Below are 13,862 nucleotides of genomic sequence, written 5' to 3'. Positions count from 1 at the left end.
CATTTCACTTCCTATTCAATGTTATAATCTCTGATGAGCTTCCGGCACTGCACTAAAACAGCTGCGCCGCAGAGGACCGCGAGCACCGCCAGCGCCCCGGTCTGCTCATAGATGCCTGGTTTCAGATTTCCAGCCAGCCACAAAGCCAGAAAAAGCACGCCGCAGAACAAGGTGCCAAAGAACAGCAGGCGCTCTCCGGGCGCATGCCGGATGATCAGGAGGCTGCCAAGGCAGGCGGATAAAAAGGGCAGCAGCAGATACACCGCAGCGTCCAGCCCGCTCAGGCTGGTCTGCCAGATGGCTGCGGCAAAGGTGACGGCCAGAATGAAAAAGTCCGCCAGCCCCAGAATGAGCAGCCGGCACAGAATGAGACCCGGCAGTGATAAACGTGTCGCTGCCTCCATCTCAACCATACGGTACCTGAAAGAGCGGCTGATGCCCGGCAGGCTTGTGGCTGCGATTAACACTGCGCACAGGCTGAGCAGCTCTGGCAGGTGACGCGGCTTTATGGCGTTTAAATCACCGCCAAGAACGCTGTTTAAAACCAGAAAGAGAGCAAACAGGGCACCGCCCTGCAGAAGCCAGACCCAAACGCCGCAAAAACGTACCTGCGCCAACAGAAACGCTGGAAAGGATATTTTCTGCCGCTGACTGCGGCCGGCATAAAGCCCGTATGCAGCCTCCTTTGTCGCTTCCAGATGGTCCTCGGATACTGGAACCGGCGCCTTTAAGGCTCTCCTCATTTTCTTTTCTAACTTATGATTCATGGCATAGCTCTCCTTTTAACAGCTGTTTTTTAATTTTTTTCAGGGCTGCCCTCAGGCGTGACTGAACAGTGCGCATGGGAAGCCCGGTGACCTCCGCGATCTCCCGCAGGGTAAGGTCCTGAGCGAAGCGCAGAAGCACCAGCTCACGGGCATCCTCCGGCAGCTCCTCCACCATACGGATAAAATCCGCGTCCGATTCCGCGCGGCCAAAGCCGGCTTCATCATAGATGAGGTTTTCCGGCAAAGGTTCCTCGTCAGCTTTGCGCCACGCGTCGCGGCACACATTGGCGGCGATTTTATAGAGCCAGGCCCTGAAATGCCCCTGGTGCCGGTAGCTGTCCCAAAAACGCACCACTTTAAGAAAGGTTTCCTGGGCAGCGTCCTCAGCGGCGGTTCTGTCCCGGGTGTGCCAGAGGCAGTACCTTAAAATATCCGGATAATAGTCATTAATCAGCCTATCCAGTGCCTGCCGGTCTCCATTTTCAATTTTTCTCAGTAAAATATCTTCACGCGTCAAGTTTTTCCTCCTCCGGGCGTCCCCTTGTATTATATAACGTTTGAATCGGCCATGAGGATTTAATTTAAGAAAACTTTTTTTAAAAAGAGCACAGCGCAGAAATGTGCTGTGCTTAGGGCTGTATAAAAACTTTAATATAAGAAGCAATGCTTTAAAAAGAGTGTTGTTTAATGGAGAATGTAGAATTGAGAATGGAGAATGATTGGACCCTTTTTCTGGTGAAAAAGCGATTGAAACAGCGGCCTTTGGCCGCAAATCCAATCAAAATGCGCAGCATTTTGTCCCTCTAATTCTCCATTCTGCATTCTCAATTCTCCATTGAAGCAGCTTTGATTCAGGCTTTCGGCTTTTTTCTTATCTGGATAAAAGGCGCAGTCCCGGGCTGTGCGTTACAGATATTCACGGTAAAGGATCAGGGAGAAGTGGCCGATAAAGCTGGGAGGCTTCTCCGGCAGGGGCTTACCAAAATATCGGACAAGCTGATCGAGGGTGTAGGCGCTGAGGGAATCGCCCCGCTCAGCCCTGAAGATCGTTTTATCGCTCACGCCAACGGCCTCTGCCAGCTGAGGCTGGGTAAGGCCTCTGGCGTTTCGATTGTCGCGTACCCAGCGGCCAAGCTCAATGCTCATTGTTCGTCTACCCACTGGAGCCTGAGCTTAAGACCCGGTACATTGTCCTCGGCATGCCCCAGGATATCGGCAAAGGCATCCTCGGCCTCGGAAAGGGTGCGTGCCATCAGGCTGATGTGCAGGGTGCCCTCGGCCATGCAGTCATACTCGGTATAGGCAGGGTTGGTGTCGAACCGCTCACCGTAAAGATCGGCGTAGGTTTCCTTTAATAGGCCCATTTGGCTTCCGCCTCTCTTGCTTTCTGCTCTCTTAAGTCCTGCTCTGCCCAGAAACGCTGAATATCATTTGGGTATTTCAGAGCCAGTTCTCTGCGCTCCTCCTCGGTGAGGGCCGGGGGAATCCAGAACCCGCAGGGATTCCCGGCCTTGGCGGAACCCAGGCCGTTATCCCCCGCTGCGGTCCATACCCGCAGACTGGTGTGGTCCTCCAGACAGATGGTCGTCTGGATTGTTTTGTGGTCAAAGGGCTTTAAGGCATACTGATAAACGCCGCCGGCCTTCCGGTAATCGATGCGCCCATCCCGGATCAGCCGGCTTCTGTAGTAGGCGACCTGCCGCCGGTCCTCAATGTTCAAAAAGGCTTTGAGCCCGGGATTATCCACCTCAAACCATACGGGCCAGCGCCAGTCGCCGCCTGGGTCTCTGACAGCGCTCTGGTTGTTCTGGTACAGCAGATAAATCCAGAAGCCTTTGTATTCCAGCCCCCTTCTGGGGTGGCGGCTGAGCCAGGCAAAAAAGGCGAGAAATTCACTCAGCAGATTCATGCTGTTCACGCTCCAGTACAGGATACAGGTTGTTTTCTCCAAGCAGATCGTACAGAAAACGCCGACCCTTCGGTGTCCACTGCAGGCTCTCCACCACCTTGGCAGTGCCATCCTTTTTATAAATGGTGCCGGTCTTGGTAGCTGCGTAGCCCTCGGCCTGGTAGTCCGAGTAAAGATACCAGCGCTTGCCGATGCGGTACTGTACGCCCAGACTGTGCAGGAGGCGGTTCATAAACTCGGCGGTCATACCATAATCCTTGGCGATGCCGGTAATGGGTGTCAGGCCTTTATTGTCGAGCACCTTTCTGGCGTACTCGGCTTCAGGCTTCAGGTTTTTGATGATGTCCTCTGCCTCCAGCACCGCCATGGCCATGAGGGCGTCGCCCTCGGGCAGCTCTGGCGTCTGGCTTCGCAGCTTTTCCTCCATCTGGTTAAAGGCCTGCATATAGCGGATCTTCCATTCCAGCGCCCGGGAGCCGGTAAAGCTCATGATGAGCAGGGTGAAGCCATCCCGGGTGATCTGATAAGCCTTTCGCTTTCTGCCCGCCGCGTCGGCGTAGGACCAGGGGATAAAAAGACCGGCGCAATTCTGCGCTGTGGTCTCCCGGTTAAGCTGGGCAATACGCCGCAGCACACTTTTGTGCTCCTTGCCAAAATCCACGGCTACCCGGCGGCTTGATACCACAGGCTGCTCGCCGCACAGGGTGACCACCACATTGGCGCATTCCATGTCTGTCTGCGCCGTATTTTCCGTTATTTCCTGATTTTTTGCACCATGAACAAGGCCGCGGGTGTTTCCCGGGCGTTCTCTGTTGTCTTTCATCACTGTACCTCCAGTTTGATTTAAAAATTTCATCGCTTTTAGGATGATACAGACATCTTAGCACGCAGACTCAGCCCGTGTCGTTGCATTTCCAGTACAAAGCGCCAAAACGGTTAACGGTCATTTTGAGTGCCCGGAGATACCAGCGGTCAAATCCAGCCACAGCGTTTCTCAGAATAGGCCATAAATCCATGGCTTTACACTCCTCTTTACAAATGGACAGATGAATTCCCATCTGAGTGAGAGCCCACAAAAGCATCATGAACTGGTCTGCTATTTTTTTAAGCATCCGTTTTATTGTGCTCGGTGAACAGGGCACCTCGTTGCTGCCGTCGGCGACCGCCTGGTGCACTTCGGCGTCGTAACGGCCGTAAGGCACCAGTATGTCTGGAAGGTTGCGTTTAGGGTGGTTATGGTTGTAGCAGGCTTTATCATCACAAACGACACGGCGTATTTCGACCTTGCTGAGGGTGCCATCCATACCAGTAAAGTTCCGTCTGTCTTTACCGCTTAAACGGTCTCTTTCGTGCATGGGAGCGCCGCAGTCCGGGCATCGGGGCATTTCATCGTAAATGAATTTATAACAGTTCAGTGGGGTTCTTCCATCCTCCTTCAGGGTCTCCTCCATCAGCTCCAGTTTTCCCTTTGAGATCAGCATTCTACTGCTCCCGGTGGGATGTTAAGTTTTTCACAATAAAAAAGGAACCGCTGGCGATCAGCCTTCAGTTCCTTTTTGGGTGACAGCAAGTGTCCCTTTAGTGTTTTATTCGATTGTATTTCGTGGGTGCCAGAAAATAAATCTGACCGATTTAATGACGGCTTGCCTTTCTTTGCAATCTTATGCAAATAAAAAAAATATTCCATTGCTCTAACTCAGGATTTTTTAATTTTTTTCCTTTTAGACATTGGTATTTGTGAAATAATAATTGCACCAAGCATTAAAAGACAGCCAACAGTTTCCTTAAAACTCAATGTTTCCCCAAGAATAAACCACCCTGTTAAAGCAGAAAAACCGATTCTAAGCTTAGGATCAGCGATGCCGCTATAGGAGGCACGCTTTTCTGACCAATTGCCTGTAAAGTATAGGCTACTCCGCATGAAAATATCCCAGTATATAGTATTGATGCTCCACCTTCCGACATTACTTGTAAATTAGGCCTTTCAACAATTAACGCAATCACTGTACTCACTACCCCACACACTAAAAATTGCAGACACGAAAGTTTAACGCAATCTACATATGAAGAATAATAATCGATTAAAAGAATGTGAATGCCAGTAAAAAGCGCACAACACAAAATAAAGGTATCGCCAAATTCAAAAACAAACTTTTCATTCAGACAGAGTAGGGACATTCCAATAATAGCAAAAAAAATACACAACCATATACGTAAAGGAAATTTTTTTCCACTACGTATTCTAAGCAGCGGGACGATCACAATATACAGCGCCGTGATAAATCCAGCTTTTCCAGCCGTTGTATATGCGATTCCAATTTGTTGTAAAGTAGCCGTAAAAAAAATAATTACACCACAAATTATTCCACCTTGCACTAGTTTTTTATTAGAGGCTTTATAAAAAAGATTCCTTGTTTCTTTTTTGTTTTTATGGTAATTTATTAAGAGAGTAAAGGGTATTAATACTATTGCCCCAATTAAAAAACGTGCAGCATTAAAAGTAAATGGTCCGTAGTAGTTGGTTCCAATACTTTGAGCCACTAAAGAGGTTCCCCATATTAATGTTGCGATGGCTAAAACTATTATATCTGTTATTTTAGATTTCAATTTATTACCACTCCTCTCCTCATGTAACTCTCTTTTCTGAAAAAGAAAGTTACTTTTATTGTTATTCTACACTTTTATGAAGTAACTGTCAATATTAATTTAAACAGTTACATTATGCGTTATAGTAAATATGGAGGAAAAAATGAACTTTCTTTGTCTAGATTTTATTAATAGTCGATGGTTTATCACCCATAAACCTTACGGTGATCCAATAGATGACTATGATTGGCTACTGCAAATAAGTACAAACTATCATTTGCCGGAAATGTGCTCATTACAAAGCAATAATGAGCTTAAAATTTTTCGAGAAAAAATGTTTCAAGCTTTTTTAAAGCTTTGCAAAAAGCAGTTGCTCGAGCCTTCTTTTATTGACGAACTTAACCATATTTTTAAAAAAATCCAAGTCTATGAAATACTTATTCCAAAAGATGAAAACTACGTCTTACAAACGCAACACTATTCTGATGATTTGAACTGGGTCATATATCAAGTTGCACGGTCTTTTTCGAAATTGATTACTGAATATCCACTTGCTTATCTAAAAAAATGTGAAAATCCAGAATGTGATTGGATTTTTTATGACGACAGTAAAAGCCATACCCGAAAATGGTGTGATAATAAGTGTGCCAGCTTGATGAAGGTGAGAAGATATAGAGCCGCTAAAAAGAAATCACTGTAAAAAAAGTTGTTAAATAGGATTTTACTGGTAAACACAGTATGCCCTGCGTTTCTGGGGATTTTCACAAACTGGTTTCAAAAATGGTACCCGGCAAGAATCGCACGGGGATAAAAAAGGAGCACGGCACATTTCTGCACCGTACTCCTTTTTACTTTTTCCGCAAATCTAAAAATAAAACAGCTCCTCGAATTTCTTGTCCAGGGCAATGCACAAAATTAACGCTAATTTTGCCGTTGGGTTAAACTGCCCCGTCTCGATGGAGCTGATGGTGTTGCGGGAGACACCAACCAGCTCGGCCAGAGCGGACTGGGACAGTTTCTTTTCCTTTCGGATTTCCTTTAAGCGGTTTTTTAGAATTAATTCCTCGTTCAAGACCCTTTACCCCAGTACAGACAGTACAAAGCTTGCGAGTGATGCCAGAGACGCCACCCCGCCCGCGATGGTTGTGACAAGATAAGCCTTTTGTTTTGTAAAACGGTATTTAGGATAGGCCTCTGCTGAGAGGAAGGCCCAGAACATGGCCATGGGTGCATAATTTGGCTGGCCATTGAACAGGTTAAACAGCACAATAAAGATAAAAATAGCGGAAAATGCCATTACCCCAATTCTGCGTCCTCTGTTTTCAGCCTCAGTCATGCCCTCATCCTTTTTTTCCTGACGGCTTTTAGCTAAAATTTCTTCTTTATCCATAATGCTCATCCTCCATCTTTCTGCCAAGTTTTATTGGCACTATTATCATATCACTGCCAAGTGTACTTGTCAATAGTACGCCGGAATTTTTGAGCAAAATAAAAAAGCAGGAGAATGCTCCTGCTTTTCTAAAGACTCATACTAACGCACTGGCGTATAGTTGATCTGCCCCTCCTCGTCGGTGGCTTCCAGCTTGAAAATAACTGGCCGTAGCCCATCGTTACAGCTGCAGATGGCTACGCCGGGTTTTTTGATCCAGTCGCCATAATAAAACAGCTCCTTATCCGCGCCGTGGGCCAGAGCAAAGGCATACTGGTAGATGGCTTTCCAGGCCTCATCACAGAGCCCCTCAGGCTTTGCGTAGTCGGCATAAAAGGTCTGTCCCTCCCTGAGCATAGGGCAGGCGGTAAGGCCGTCCACCCCGTACTCCTCTGCCAGATCCTGATTCAGCATTGTTCTGAGAACCGTGATTTTTACCTTTTTCATGATAATTTCCTCCTTTAATTTAGAATACAGTCATTTACTCAGCATTTTTGGCGTCCCTTCTGTTAGGCCGGGCAGACTTGCTTTTGCGCGTCAGATTCGCCAGATAGACGCCGCCGATGACAAAGAAAGCCCCTGCCGCCTGAAATGTGGAAAATTGTTCCTTCAGGAAAAACACGCCCGCCAGAATGGAAACCACGGTGGATATCCCCACAAAGGACGCTGAGCGGTTGGTGCCAATCGTGGCGATCGCCAGATTGTAAAGGAAAAAGGCCAGGATTGAGCAGCCAATGCCCTGGTACAAAACCGCGGTTAAAAGAGCAGGATTCGTAAAAGGAGCGGATAAAAATTCCGGCAATGTGCCGGTTCTCAGGTTCTGGACAAGGGCAGCAGCCGTAAAAACGACGGCGCCGAAGGCAATCATCACATAGGTTTTTTCCGCACTGGAAAAGGAAACGGCTTTTTCAGAAAAAACAGAGTACAGGCTGTAGGAAATCACGGCCATCAGGAGCATAAGATACCCCAGCGGGTTAAAGGAGGCCTCCATCCCCTTGGAGAGGACACAGACCATCACCCCAGCCATGGTGATGCACACTCCTGCAGCCTGCAGCTTCGTGGGCTTTTCCTTTAGAATCAGTCCCCCTGCTATCAGGGTCGCTGCCGGTATGACGGAGAGAACCGCGCCGCTTTCCGAGGCAGTGGTCAGGCTGATGCCCACAGTCTCACCCACAAAATAGATCACCGGCTGGAAAACGGCAATCCAAAACAAAGGCAGCAGCCGCTTTCCTCTCAGGCTGATCTTAACCACTCCCAAAGCCACACACAGATTGATGACCAGAAAAGCGGTAGCGAAGCGCCAGCTCAGCAGCGTGAGCGAGTCCACCGACGTGGTGGCATGCTTGGTAAATAAGTAGCTCAGCCCAAATAGTATCTCACAGAAAATGGCGCAAAGGCAACCTTTGATTGTTTTCTTTTTTTCCATGATTCCCTTCCTTTTAAGATAAGCCCATCCCTCATAATTGCGTCAAATTAAACTTTAATCTGCTTTTCTTCTCATCTTAACAATTTTTTTAAATTTTTGTTGCGATGGCGTACCGCTGCACTTTTCCTTGAAAGAAAAGTGCCTGTCAAATTCTTCTGCCTCCGCTTCAGAAATCGCATAGACAGCGTCCTCAACAAAACGTCCCTGTATCCCCTTCAAAGCATCGGCATATAATTCACAGGCTTGAAGTGCTATGGCATACATATTATCCACAGTTCTGATGTTATACTTTTCAGCAGGTACAAATCCTTGTTTTGTGTAATAATCCGGATCGCCATACAATAAAATCGCTCGGTAGCCCATTTTATGCGCTGTAGCTTTCGTTTTTTCAAGCAGTTTACGGCCGATGCCCTTTTGCTGATGTTCAGGTAAAACAGAAATAGGCCCTAAAGTAAGAATTTTATACACTTTCCCATCATCACCTTCAATGATGGATTCCATACACATAACATTCCCAATAATTTTACCGTCGAATACCGCGACGAAAGATAGCTCTGGCAGAAATGCGGGACTGTTTCGCATAATATGTACGAGATAGTGTTCAAAGCATCCCGGAGCATCGTGATTCCAGAACGCCTCACGGGTCACAGTCTCAGTTTCCCGGTAATCTTTAGTTTGTTCACATCTTAATTCTATTTCCATAAACTGCTCCCTGTTAAAATTATAATTCAATCTAGACTTTCATGATCCCAGCCAAACAAAAAAAGCATTGTAATAAACAATTCCTTCTTCAAACTTGTGCATAAAAGTACCAAATTTAACCTTATCTTTCGATATATCCACTGCTAACTCTTCTTTAACTTCTCGAATGAGTGCCTCTGTCATACTTTCATTTAGTTCGACGTGGACTGGCTGCGAAGTCATAATATCCATCCATATAACCAGTATTTTGCCTTTTCTGAAGCAATACCTGATTGTTTTTAAAAAAGATTGCAAAAACGGCTGATGGGGTTTTATATCTTTCTTTCATTTCGATTTACTGCCCCTTTCTATCGTTTCCTCAGGACGCTTATGGCAGCGTAGTGCCGAACCTTGAATTTCTCTGGCGCGGCCGCGGCCAAAAGATGTCGATGCTCCGCATCAAAGGCGGCGATGTCCTCCTCAGGCAGAGACGCCTCGATCCCTCGGCAGGCTTTCATCCGTCCGTTCCAGCTCTCCCGGCTGAAAGGCACCCTTAAATCAAAAACCTCCTGGCTTTCAATGGTAAAGTACTGGCTGTAGATTTCGGGTATGGCAATGGGGTGCCTCTTTTCTCCGCAGCCGGTCCATTCAGGATTATACTTTAAAACAAGAGCCTCGCTCTGCCCCGCAACGGGGTCTTCAAAAGGCAGCCAGGCCATGTACAGGACAATTAAGCGCCCCTGGGGGCAAAGTATTTTAGACAGCCTGGGCGCGAGGGCTTCATGGTCAAAGTAGGTAAAGCACTGGCACGCGGTGACCACGTCAAAGCTTAAGTCTGGAAAATCCATTTTCTCGGCAGGCATACAGAAAAAGTCAATCTCTGCCCGCTGCTCCTCTGCCAGGAGGATGGCCTGCTGAATCTGGTTTTCCGAAATATCAATGCCCGTAAAGGCTGCGCCGTATGGATATAAATTGCGGGGCAGCACGCCGGTGCCGGTGCCCATATCCAGCACACGCTGTCCTTTGACGCACGCGCCCATGTCCAGGATTTTCTGGTAAAACTCCCGGGGGTAGATATCCCGGTATCTGGCGTAATCTCGCGAGGCACGCCCCCAGTCAAAGCCGCGTCCGTTATCGATCTCTGCTTTTTTAATCATGTCCCGCCTGCTCTCTCATGCCTGTAAACCGCATGTCCTTTACACTTCAAAATCTTCCGAATTAAAATTGCTGTAATAGCGGCCCTTCGTGGCTGTGAATTTCAGCACGCAGTAGTCTGGGTCTGTAATGCCCTCACTGTAATACATGGTATCACCGTCCCGCCAGATCCGCTCCTTGGCCTCGGGCGTCTCTAAAACCTCGACGGTTCCGCTCAGGCTGGCTCCACGGAAATAACGCCTGTCGACGAAATAGATGCTCGCCTTAGGGTTTTGAAGGAAATGCTTTACCTTATTGGATGAGGTATTGGTGGTAAACCAGAAAGTTTTTATTCCCTCCCGCTCTCTGGGCTTCAGCATGGCCCTTGTGACCGGATATCCCTCCCCATCAATATAGCTGATCAGGGCCATACTGGCTTTATCCGCCATATTGCCGACTGTCTGTTCTGGGTTTCTCATCATTTTTGCAGCCTCCCTGCTTTTTTCGACTTTTTAGCTAAGGTAAGTATAGCATAAAAAGAAGGCATGGCGCAAAAATGCGCCGTGCTCCATATACAAAAGATGGCTGCACCCTATATTATCTTTTAAATAATATTATCTATATTGACTATAGGGCATTCTTTTATTTTGATACAAATAAAAAATTTTCCAAATCCGCCGGCCATTCTTTAGTGTTTCTTAAAAAAATTATCTACCTTCAACAAAGAAGTATTGGTTATTTTCAAATTATCTTAAAAGCTTCTAAACGTTTTTAATATTAAAACAACCTTTTTAAGTGATTCTACTTTTGTATCCTTATATAGACATGGTGTTATATAGATTTTAATGAATATTTATGAATGCTAATTACCATAGAGAAACCTATATTCTAAATATAGCAAATTTTTACCACTTTTTTAACTTTGTCATATAAGAAATCGTGGTATAATAAAAGAAAGTAATGGTTTACCTGAATGCAGAAAGGGGGTTTTACCATGACACAAATATCTTTCCCTTTATTTTCCGATTCTGATATTACAATAATACAAATTATATTTGATTGCATTGTAAATTCCACTCAAAAAGATGCTCTGTATAACGATCAAGATGCTCTTCTCGAAAAAGTTAAGATCAAAGTTACTTCTGGAAACACGAGCTTTGATCGACCTGAGCTCGAGCTGATTTTTCAGACGCTGATTGAAGGGCGGTTGATCTATAGTGGTGAAATTCTCCAAAGGGAAACCGCTGTCAAAACCGAAGATGTCTGTATCTTTTCACTGAACCATCTGATTCTGAAACTTGAGAAAGAACTCAGAAGATTAGGCAGCAGTGTGGTCAGCTGATTTACCAGACATATCCCCTCAAGCCTTCTGTTTGCAGTGGGCTTGAGGGTTTAAAACCGCCAGCGCTGCTTTATGGATGCCGCAATTCTTTAAAGCTTCCATTGCCATTTTGACCAGTCTGCTTGCAATCCCCTGCATTCTATAATCAGGATGAACCGCTGTGTGATGGATATAGCCTCTGCGTCCATCGTTTCCAGCCAAAATCACACCCTGGATACGGCCATTATTTACTGCAACAAAACATGTATCAGGATTTCGGTTTAAAAAACGTTCAATGCCTTCTTTTGAATCATCTAAATCATTCAAACCCATTCCTTTACAAAGCGTCCAAAGCGCATAAACCTTGTCATAATCGTCAATGATCATCCTTCTAATTTTCATTGTTATCTCTCTTATTTTACAGCGCCGTTCCCTTTTTAGGAATAAAAAAGCCCGACATCTCTGTTTTTTCCAGTGTGAGCAGCTTTACTTTTTTATCAATGCCGCCCGCGTAGCCTGTCAGGCTGCCGCTCGTTCCCACCACCCTGTGGCAGGGCACAATAATGGAAATGGGATTATGCCCCACAGCGCCTCCGACCGCCTGGGCGGACATTCTGTCAGTGCCCTTTTGCTCTGCGATTTTATCCGCGATTTCTCCGTAAGTCATGGTCTGCCCAAAAGGAATGGTAAGCAGTATCTCCCATACTGCCCTGCGAAAGGGACTGGCGTCAAGCAGCAGCGGCGGCGTAAAATCAGGCGACTTACCCTGAAAATAAATATCCAGCCAATTTTTTGCCGCATCAAAGACAGGCAGCTCCCCCGCCACGTATTGCTCTGGCAACGTATCACCAAAGTATTTCTGCCCGTCAAACCAAAGCCCTGTCAGCGCTGCGCCGTCGCTGGCAATGGTAATTCCGCCCAGGGGCGAAGCATAGTGAGTGGTATAAATTCTTACATCTGACATTTTCATCCTCCTGCTTTCAATTATTCTGTGGCTTTACACGTCTTTTTCTTTTTAACAGGCTTTCTCTTTGGCGCGTAATCCTTCATCTCAGGAACCGCGCCGCCTGCCACAGCCCAAAGGTACAGGCTCGCAACACTGCAGTAGGGACTGTAGCGCCTGCGGTACCGCTCAAAACGCTCTCTGTCAATCTCCCGATGATGGTACACCATGCGCAGGCCGCGCCTGATGGCCAGATCGTCATAGCTGAAAACATTTTGACGCTCCATACAGAACAGTAAAATCATTTCTGCTGTCCATACGCCAATGCCCCTTAAGGACACAAGGCTGGCGATGGCCTCCTCGTCGGATTTATCCCAGATTCCCTCCAGATCAAAAGCGCCGGTCTTAACCTTTTCCGCAAAGTCGGTAATGTACGCTGCTTTGCGGAAACTGATTCCAAAGGCCTGCAGCCGCTCGATGCCCGCGTCCAGGATGACGTCCGCGTTTAAGGTGCCGAGGCCATCGTTGATCCGCTGCCAGATCGTCGCCTGGGCCTTTGTTGAAATCTGTTGGCCAACAATATGGTGAACGACCGATGCGAACAGATCCGTATCCGCGGCGCGCTCAATCATCCCAATTTTCTCAATGACTTTACCCAGTTTTTTATCCTTTTGCTTCAGATAATCGGTTGCTTCTGTGCTGTAGCCGAAATTCATTTGCCGCGCACCTCCAATCTTGACTTGTACGATAACCATATAACAAATCCAAACGATATACGACTGAAATATCGCCCAATACGATCACATAATGTCCAAAGAAGAACACTATGGCAAGGATTTTAAATTCTACTTCTTTTTAAACTTATTCTATAATCTTTAGGCTCACTTTCTTTTAAACAGAACCGCAAGGACATCACCGTTACCGCCATGCGGTATTTGGCGCTTTCAGAGATCATTTCATACCGGCCCTGCAAAAGGTTCTCGACATCCATTACTTCAACACCTGACATTTTAGCAATCGTCTGCTGTGACAGGCGGTGATAGTTGATCAGCACACCCAAAAATCCAGCCAGCTCCAGGTCTTTATCCTCCGTAGCACTGAGATACAGGGCAGCCACTTTATCGAAAACACGGCCGCTATCCAGATTTTCATCTGAGAGAAAATCCAGTTTTCCATAAGCTTTATTCCATTAAAACGACTATCTGCTCTAAGTTTAACGGTTCATATAAAACTCAACGACTTCGATCTCTTGATCCATTCTTATATTGCCTTTTGCAAAACCACATTTTTGGGTGTAGAAGTTTAAATTCTCTTTTTTATCAACAGGCGTAAACAGAGTGATCCGCTTCCAATCAGGACATAAAGACAGCATATACTGGAACGCCTCTGTACCAATTCCCTTTTTCTGATAGGGCGGTATAACACAAAGACAACCTAAATAATATGAACCATCCCCTTGATTTTTAAAAGAAATAACGCCTACAGGCCTACTTCTATAGATTATAATATATTTAGAAAAGGTTGAAATTGATGTTTCCATTTCTTCTTTAGATTTTCCATAGCCAGGACATTTGCCATAATGAATATAATCTTCGTAAAATGCTGAGTTATAAAGACTTATTAGCAAAAAAACATCCTTAATGCCGGCTTTTCTGTATGTCAGCAT

General features: G+C 46.2%; 23 protein-coding genes. 2 read left to right on the top strand and 21 right to left on the bottom strand.

The window, feature by feature from the left end:
- Window positions 1-11 precede the first annotated feature (11 nt).
- The 8 genes from BUC22_RS09045 to BUC22_RS09005 all read right to left on the bottom strand — a co-directional run bounded on the left by BUC22_RS09045 (window position 12) and on the right by BUC22_RS09005 (window position 5,283).
- Complete coding sequence (locus BUC22_RS09045; RefSeq protein WP_013380440.1) at window positions 12-767, bottom strand: hypothetical protein; 756 nt, start codon at window positions 765-767, stop codon at window positions 12-14.
- Complete coding sequence (locus BUC22_RS09040) at window positions 757-1,284, bottom strand: RNA polymerase sigma factor (RefSeq protein WP_013380439.1); 528 nt, start codon at window positions 1,282-1,284, stop codon at window positions 757-759. Before BUC22_RS09040 ends, BUC22_RS09045 begins: the two co-directional genes overlap by 11 nt.
- Window positions 1,285-1,673: 389 nt before the next feature.
- Window positions 1,674-1,913, bottom strand: coding sequence for a helix-turn-helix transcriptional regulator (locus tag BUC22_RS09035; protein ID WP_013380436.1), 240 nt, complete (start codon window positions 1,911-1,913; stop codon window positions 1,674-1,676).
- Window positions 1,910-2,131, bottom strand: a complete 222-nt coding sequence (locus tag BUC22_RS09030) for a hypothetical protein (RefSeq protein WP_013380435.1) — start codon at window positions 2,129-2,131, stop codon at window positions 1,910-1,912. The genes BUC22_RS09035 and BUC22_RS09030 overlap by 4 nt, the downstream gene beginning before the upstream one ends.
- Window positions 2,119-2,676: a hypothetical protein gene (locus BUC22_RS09025; RefSeq protein WP_013380434.1), complete on the bottom strand. Its 558-nt coding sequence runs from the start codon at window positions 2,674-2,676 to the stop codon at window positions 2,119-2,121. The genes BUC22_RS09030 and BUC22_RS09025 overlap by 13 nt, the downstream gene beginning before the upstream one ends.
- Entirely contained in the window at window positions 2,660-3,499 is an 840-nt protein-coding gene (locus tag BUC22_RS09020; protein ID WP_013380433.1) for a phage regulatory protein/antirepressor Ant, read from the bottom strand. Before BUC22_RS09020 ends, BUC22_RS09025 begins: the two co-directional genes overlap by 17 nt.
- Before the next feature lie 70 nt (window positions 3,500-3,569).
- On the bottom strand, window positions 3,570-4,157 hold the full coding sequence (locus tag BUC22_RS09015; RefSeq protein WP_013380432.1) for a DUF6431 domain-containing protein: 588 nt from the start codon (window positions 4,155-4,157) through the stop codon (window positions 3,570-3,572).
- Between the two features lie 340 nt (window positions 4,158-4,497).
- Window positions 4,498-5,283: a DMT family transporter gene (locus tag BUC22_RS09005; protein ID WP_242946558.1), complete on the bottom strand. Its 786-nt coding sequence runs from the start codon at window positions 5,281-5,283 to the stop codon at window positions 4,498-4,500.
- Between the two features lie 142 nt (window positions 5,284-5,425).
- Between BUC22_RS09005 and BUC22_RS09000 the strand changes: the two genes are divergently transcribed.
- Window positions 5,426-5,962, top strand: coding sequence for a CGNR zinc finger domain-containing protein (locus BUC22_RS09000; protein WP_013380429.1), 537 nt, complete (start codon window positions 5,426-5,428; stop codon window positions 5,960-5,962).
- 165 nt (window positions 5,963-6,127) lie between these two features.
- On the opposite strand, the gene BUC22_RS08995 is transcribed toward BUC22_RS09000, so the two are convergent.
- From BUC22_RS08995 to BUC22_RS08960, 8 genes are all read right to left on the bottom strand, one after another.
- Entirely contained in the window at window positions 6,128-6,334 is a 207-nt protein-coding gene (locus BUC22_RS08995; protein WP_013380428.1) for a helix-turn-helix transcriptional regulator, read from the bottom strand.
- Window positions 6,335-6,340: 6 nt separating this feature from the next.
- Window positions 6,341-6,652 (bottom strand): DUF6442 family protein, encoded by a 312-nt coding sequence (locus tag BUC22_RS08990; protein WP_013380426.1) that lies wholly within the window; start codon window positions 6,650-6,652, stop codon window positions 6,341-6,343.
- Window positions 6,653-6,793: 141 nt separating this feature from the next.
- Window positions 6,794-7,138: a TIGR04076 family protein gene (locus BUC22_RS08985; RefSeq protein WP_013380425.1), complete on the bottom strand. Its 345-nt coding sequence runs from the start codon at window positions 7,136-7,138 to the stop codon at window positions 6,794-6,796.
- A 34-nt stretch (window positions 7,139-7,172) separates the two neighbouring features.
- The gene (locus tag BUC22_RS08980) at window positions 7,173-8,117 is read right to left on the bottom strand and encodes a DMT family transporter (protein ID WP_083591127.1); all 945 of its coding nucleotides are present in this window, start codon (window positions 8,115-8,117) and stop codon (window positions 7,173-7,175) included.
- A 54-nt stretch (window positions 8,118-8,171) separates the two neighbouring features.
- Complete coding sequence (locus tag BUC22_RS08975) at window positions 8,172-8,819, bottom strand: GNAT family N-acetyltransferase (RefSeq protein ID WP_041689861.1); 648 nt, start codon at window positions 8,817-8,819, stop codon at window positions 8,172-8,174.
- Between the two features lie 39 nt (window positions 8,820-8,858).
- Window positions 8,859-9,041, bottom strand: a complete 183-nt coding sequence (locus BUC22_RS08970; protein WP_013380422.1) for an NUDIX hydrolase — start codon at window positions 9,039-9,041, stop codon at window positions 8,859-8,861.
- A gap of 125 nt (window positions 9,042-9,166) precedes the next feature.
- Window positions 9,167-9,955, bottom strand: coding sequence for a class I SAM-dependent methyltransferase (locus tag BUC22_RS08965; protein ID WP_013380420.1), 789 nt, complete (start codon window positions 9,953-9,955; stop codon window positions 9,167-9,169).
- 39 nt (window positions 9,956-9,994) lie between these two features.
- Window positions 9,995-10,411 (bottom strand): pyridoxamine 5'-phosphate oxidase family protein, encoded by a 417-nt coding sequence (locus BUC22_RS08960; protein ID WP_041690209.1) that lies wholly within the window; start codon window positions 10,409-10,411, stop codon window positions 9,995-9,997.
- A gap of 515 nt (window positions 10,412-10,926) precedes the next feature.
- On the opposite strand from BUC22_RS08960, the gene BUC22_RS08950 reads away from it, so the two are divergent.
- Window positions 10,927-11,274, top strand: a complete 348-nt coding sequence (locus tag BUC22_RS08950) for a hypothetical protein (RefSeq protein ID WP_013380416.1) — start codon at window positions 10,927-10,929, stop codon at window positions 11,272-11,274.
- Window positions 11,275-11,292: 18 nt separating this feature from the next.
- Here the strand turns inward: BUC22_RS08950 and BUC22_RS08945 are convergent, their stop codons facing one another.
- The 5 genes from BUC22_RS08945 to BUC22_RS08925 form a co-directional block, all read right to left on the bottom strand.
- Window positions 11,293-11,655, bottom strand: a complete 363-nt coding sequence (locus BUC22_RS08945) for a GNAT family N-acetyltransferase (RefSeq protein WP_013380415.1) — start codon at window positions 11,653-11,655, stop codon at window positions 11,293-11,295.
- 16 nt (window positions 11,656-11,671) lie between these two features.
- Window positions 11,672-12,223 (bottom strand): methylated-DNA--[protein]-cysteine S-methyltransferase, encoded by a 552-nt coding sequence (locus BUC22_RS08940; protein ID WP_123876060.1) that lies wholly within the window; start codon window positions 12,221-12,223, stop codon window positions 11,672-11,674.
- A 14-nt stretch (window positions 12,224-12,237) separates the two neighbouring features.
- Window positions 12,238-12,912 carry a DNA-3-methyladenine glycosylase family protein gene (locus tag BUC22_RS08935; RefSeq protein ID WP_013380413.1) on the bottom strand — a complete coding sequence of 225 codons (675 nt, stop codon included), beginning with the start codon at window positions 12,910-12,912 and terminating at the stop codon, window positions 12,238-12,240.
- Window positions 12,913-13,034: 122 nt separating this feature from the next.
- Window positions 13,035-13,364 carry an HTH domain-containing protein gene (locus BUC22_RS08930; RefSeq protein WP_070081226.1) on the bottom strand — a complete coding sequence of 110 codons (330 nt, stop codon included), beginning with the start codon at window positions 13,362-13,364 and terminating at the stop codon, window positions 13,035-13,037.
- A 45-nt stretch (window positions 13,365-13,409) separates the two neighbouring features.
- Window positions 13,410-13,862, bottom strand: coding sequence for a GNAT family N-acetyltransferase (locus BUC22_RS08925; protein WP_013380411.1), 453 nt, complete (start codon window positions 13,860-13,862; stop codon window positions 13,410-13,412).

Source organism: Eubacterium callanderi, assembly GCF_900142645.1.
GTDB classification, from domain to species: domain Bacteria; phylum Bacillota; class Clostridia; order Eubacteriales; family Eubacteriaceae; genus Eubacterium; species Eubacterium callanderi.
This window is presented reverse-complemented; position numbering and strand designations above follow the sequence as displayed.

Bases quoted from the DNA above. Each gene is read 5' to 3' on its own strand.
- BUC22_RS09045 (WP_013380440.1), bottom strand. From the start codon at position 767: ATGAATCATAAGTTAGAAAAGAAAATGAGGAGAGCCTTAAAGGCGCCG.
- BUC22_RS09035 (WP_013380436.1), bottom strand. From the start codon at position 1,913: ATGAGCATTGAGCTTGGCCGCTGGGTACGCGACAATCGAAACGCCAGA.
- BUC22_RS09030 (WP_013380435.1), bottom strand. From the start codon at position 2,131: ATGGGCCTATTAAAGGAAACCTACGCCGATCTTTACGGTGAGCGGTTC.
- BUC22_RS09025 (WP_013380434.1), bottom strand. From the start codon at position 2,676: ATGAATCTGCTGAGTGAATTTCTCGCCTTTTTTGCCTGGCTCAGCCGC.
- BUC22_RS09020 (WP_013380433.1), bottom strand. From the start codon at position 3,499: ATGAAAGACAACAGAGAACGCCCGGGAAACACCCGCGGCCTTGTTCAT.
- BUC22_RS09015 (WP_013380432.1), bottom strand. From the start codon at position 4,157: ATGCTGATCTCAAAGGGAAAACTGGAGCTGATGGAGGAGACCCTGAAG.
- BUC22_RS09000 (WP_013380429.1), top strand. From the start codon at position 5,426: ATGAACTTTCTTTGTCTAGATTTTATTAATAGTCGATGGTTTATCACC.
- BUC22_RS08990 (WP_013380426.1), bottom strand. From the start codon at position 6,652: ATGGATAAAGAAGAAATTTTAGCTAAAAGCCGTCAGGAAAAAAAGGAT.
- BUC22_RS08985 (WP_013380425.1), bottom strand. From the start codon at position 7,138: ATGAAAAAGGTAAAAATCACGGTTCTCAGAACAATGCTGAATCAGGAT.
- BUC22_RS08980 (WP_083591127.1), bottom strand. From the start codon at position 8,117: ATGGAAAAAAAGAAAACAATCAAAGGTTGCCTTTGCGCCATTTTCTGT.
- BUC22_RS08975 (WP_041689861.1), bottom strand. From the start codon at position 8,819: ATGGAAATAGAATTAAGATGTGAACAAACTAAAGATTACCGGGAAACT.
- BUC22_RS08970 (WP_013380422.1), bottom strand. From the start codon at position 9,041: ATGACTTCGCAGCCAGTCCACGTCGAACTAAATGAAAGTATGACAGAG.
- BUC22_RS08965 (WP_013380420.1), bottom strand. From the start codon at position 9,955: ATGATTAAAAAAGCAGAGATCGATAACGGACGCGGCTTTGACTGGGGG.
- BUC22_RS08960 (WP_041690209.1), bottom strand. From the start codon at position 10,411: ATGAGAAACCCAGAACAGACAGTCGGCAATATGGCGGATAAAGCCAGT.
- BUC22_RS08950 (WP_013380416.1), top strand. From the start codon at position 10,927: ATGACACAAATATCTTTCCCTTTATTTTCCGATTCTGATATTACAATA.
- BUC22_RS08945 (WP_013380415.1), bottom strand. From the start codon at position 11,655: ATGAAAATTAGAAGGATGATCATTGACGATTATGACAAGGTTTATGCG.
- BUC22_RS08940 (WP_123876060.1), bottom strand. From the start codon at position 12,223: ATGAAAATGTCAGATGTAAGAATTTATACCACTCACTATGCTTCGCCC.
- BUC22_RS08935 (WP_013380413.1), bottom strand. From the start codon at position 12,912: ATGAATTTCGGCTACAGCACAGAAGCAACCGATTATCTGAAGCAAAAG.
- BUC22_RS08925 (WP_013380411.1), bottom strand. From the start codon at position 13,862: ATGCTGACATACAGAAAAGCCGGCATTAAGGATGTTTTTTTGCTAATA.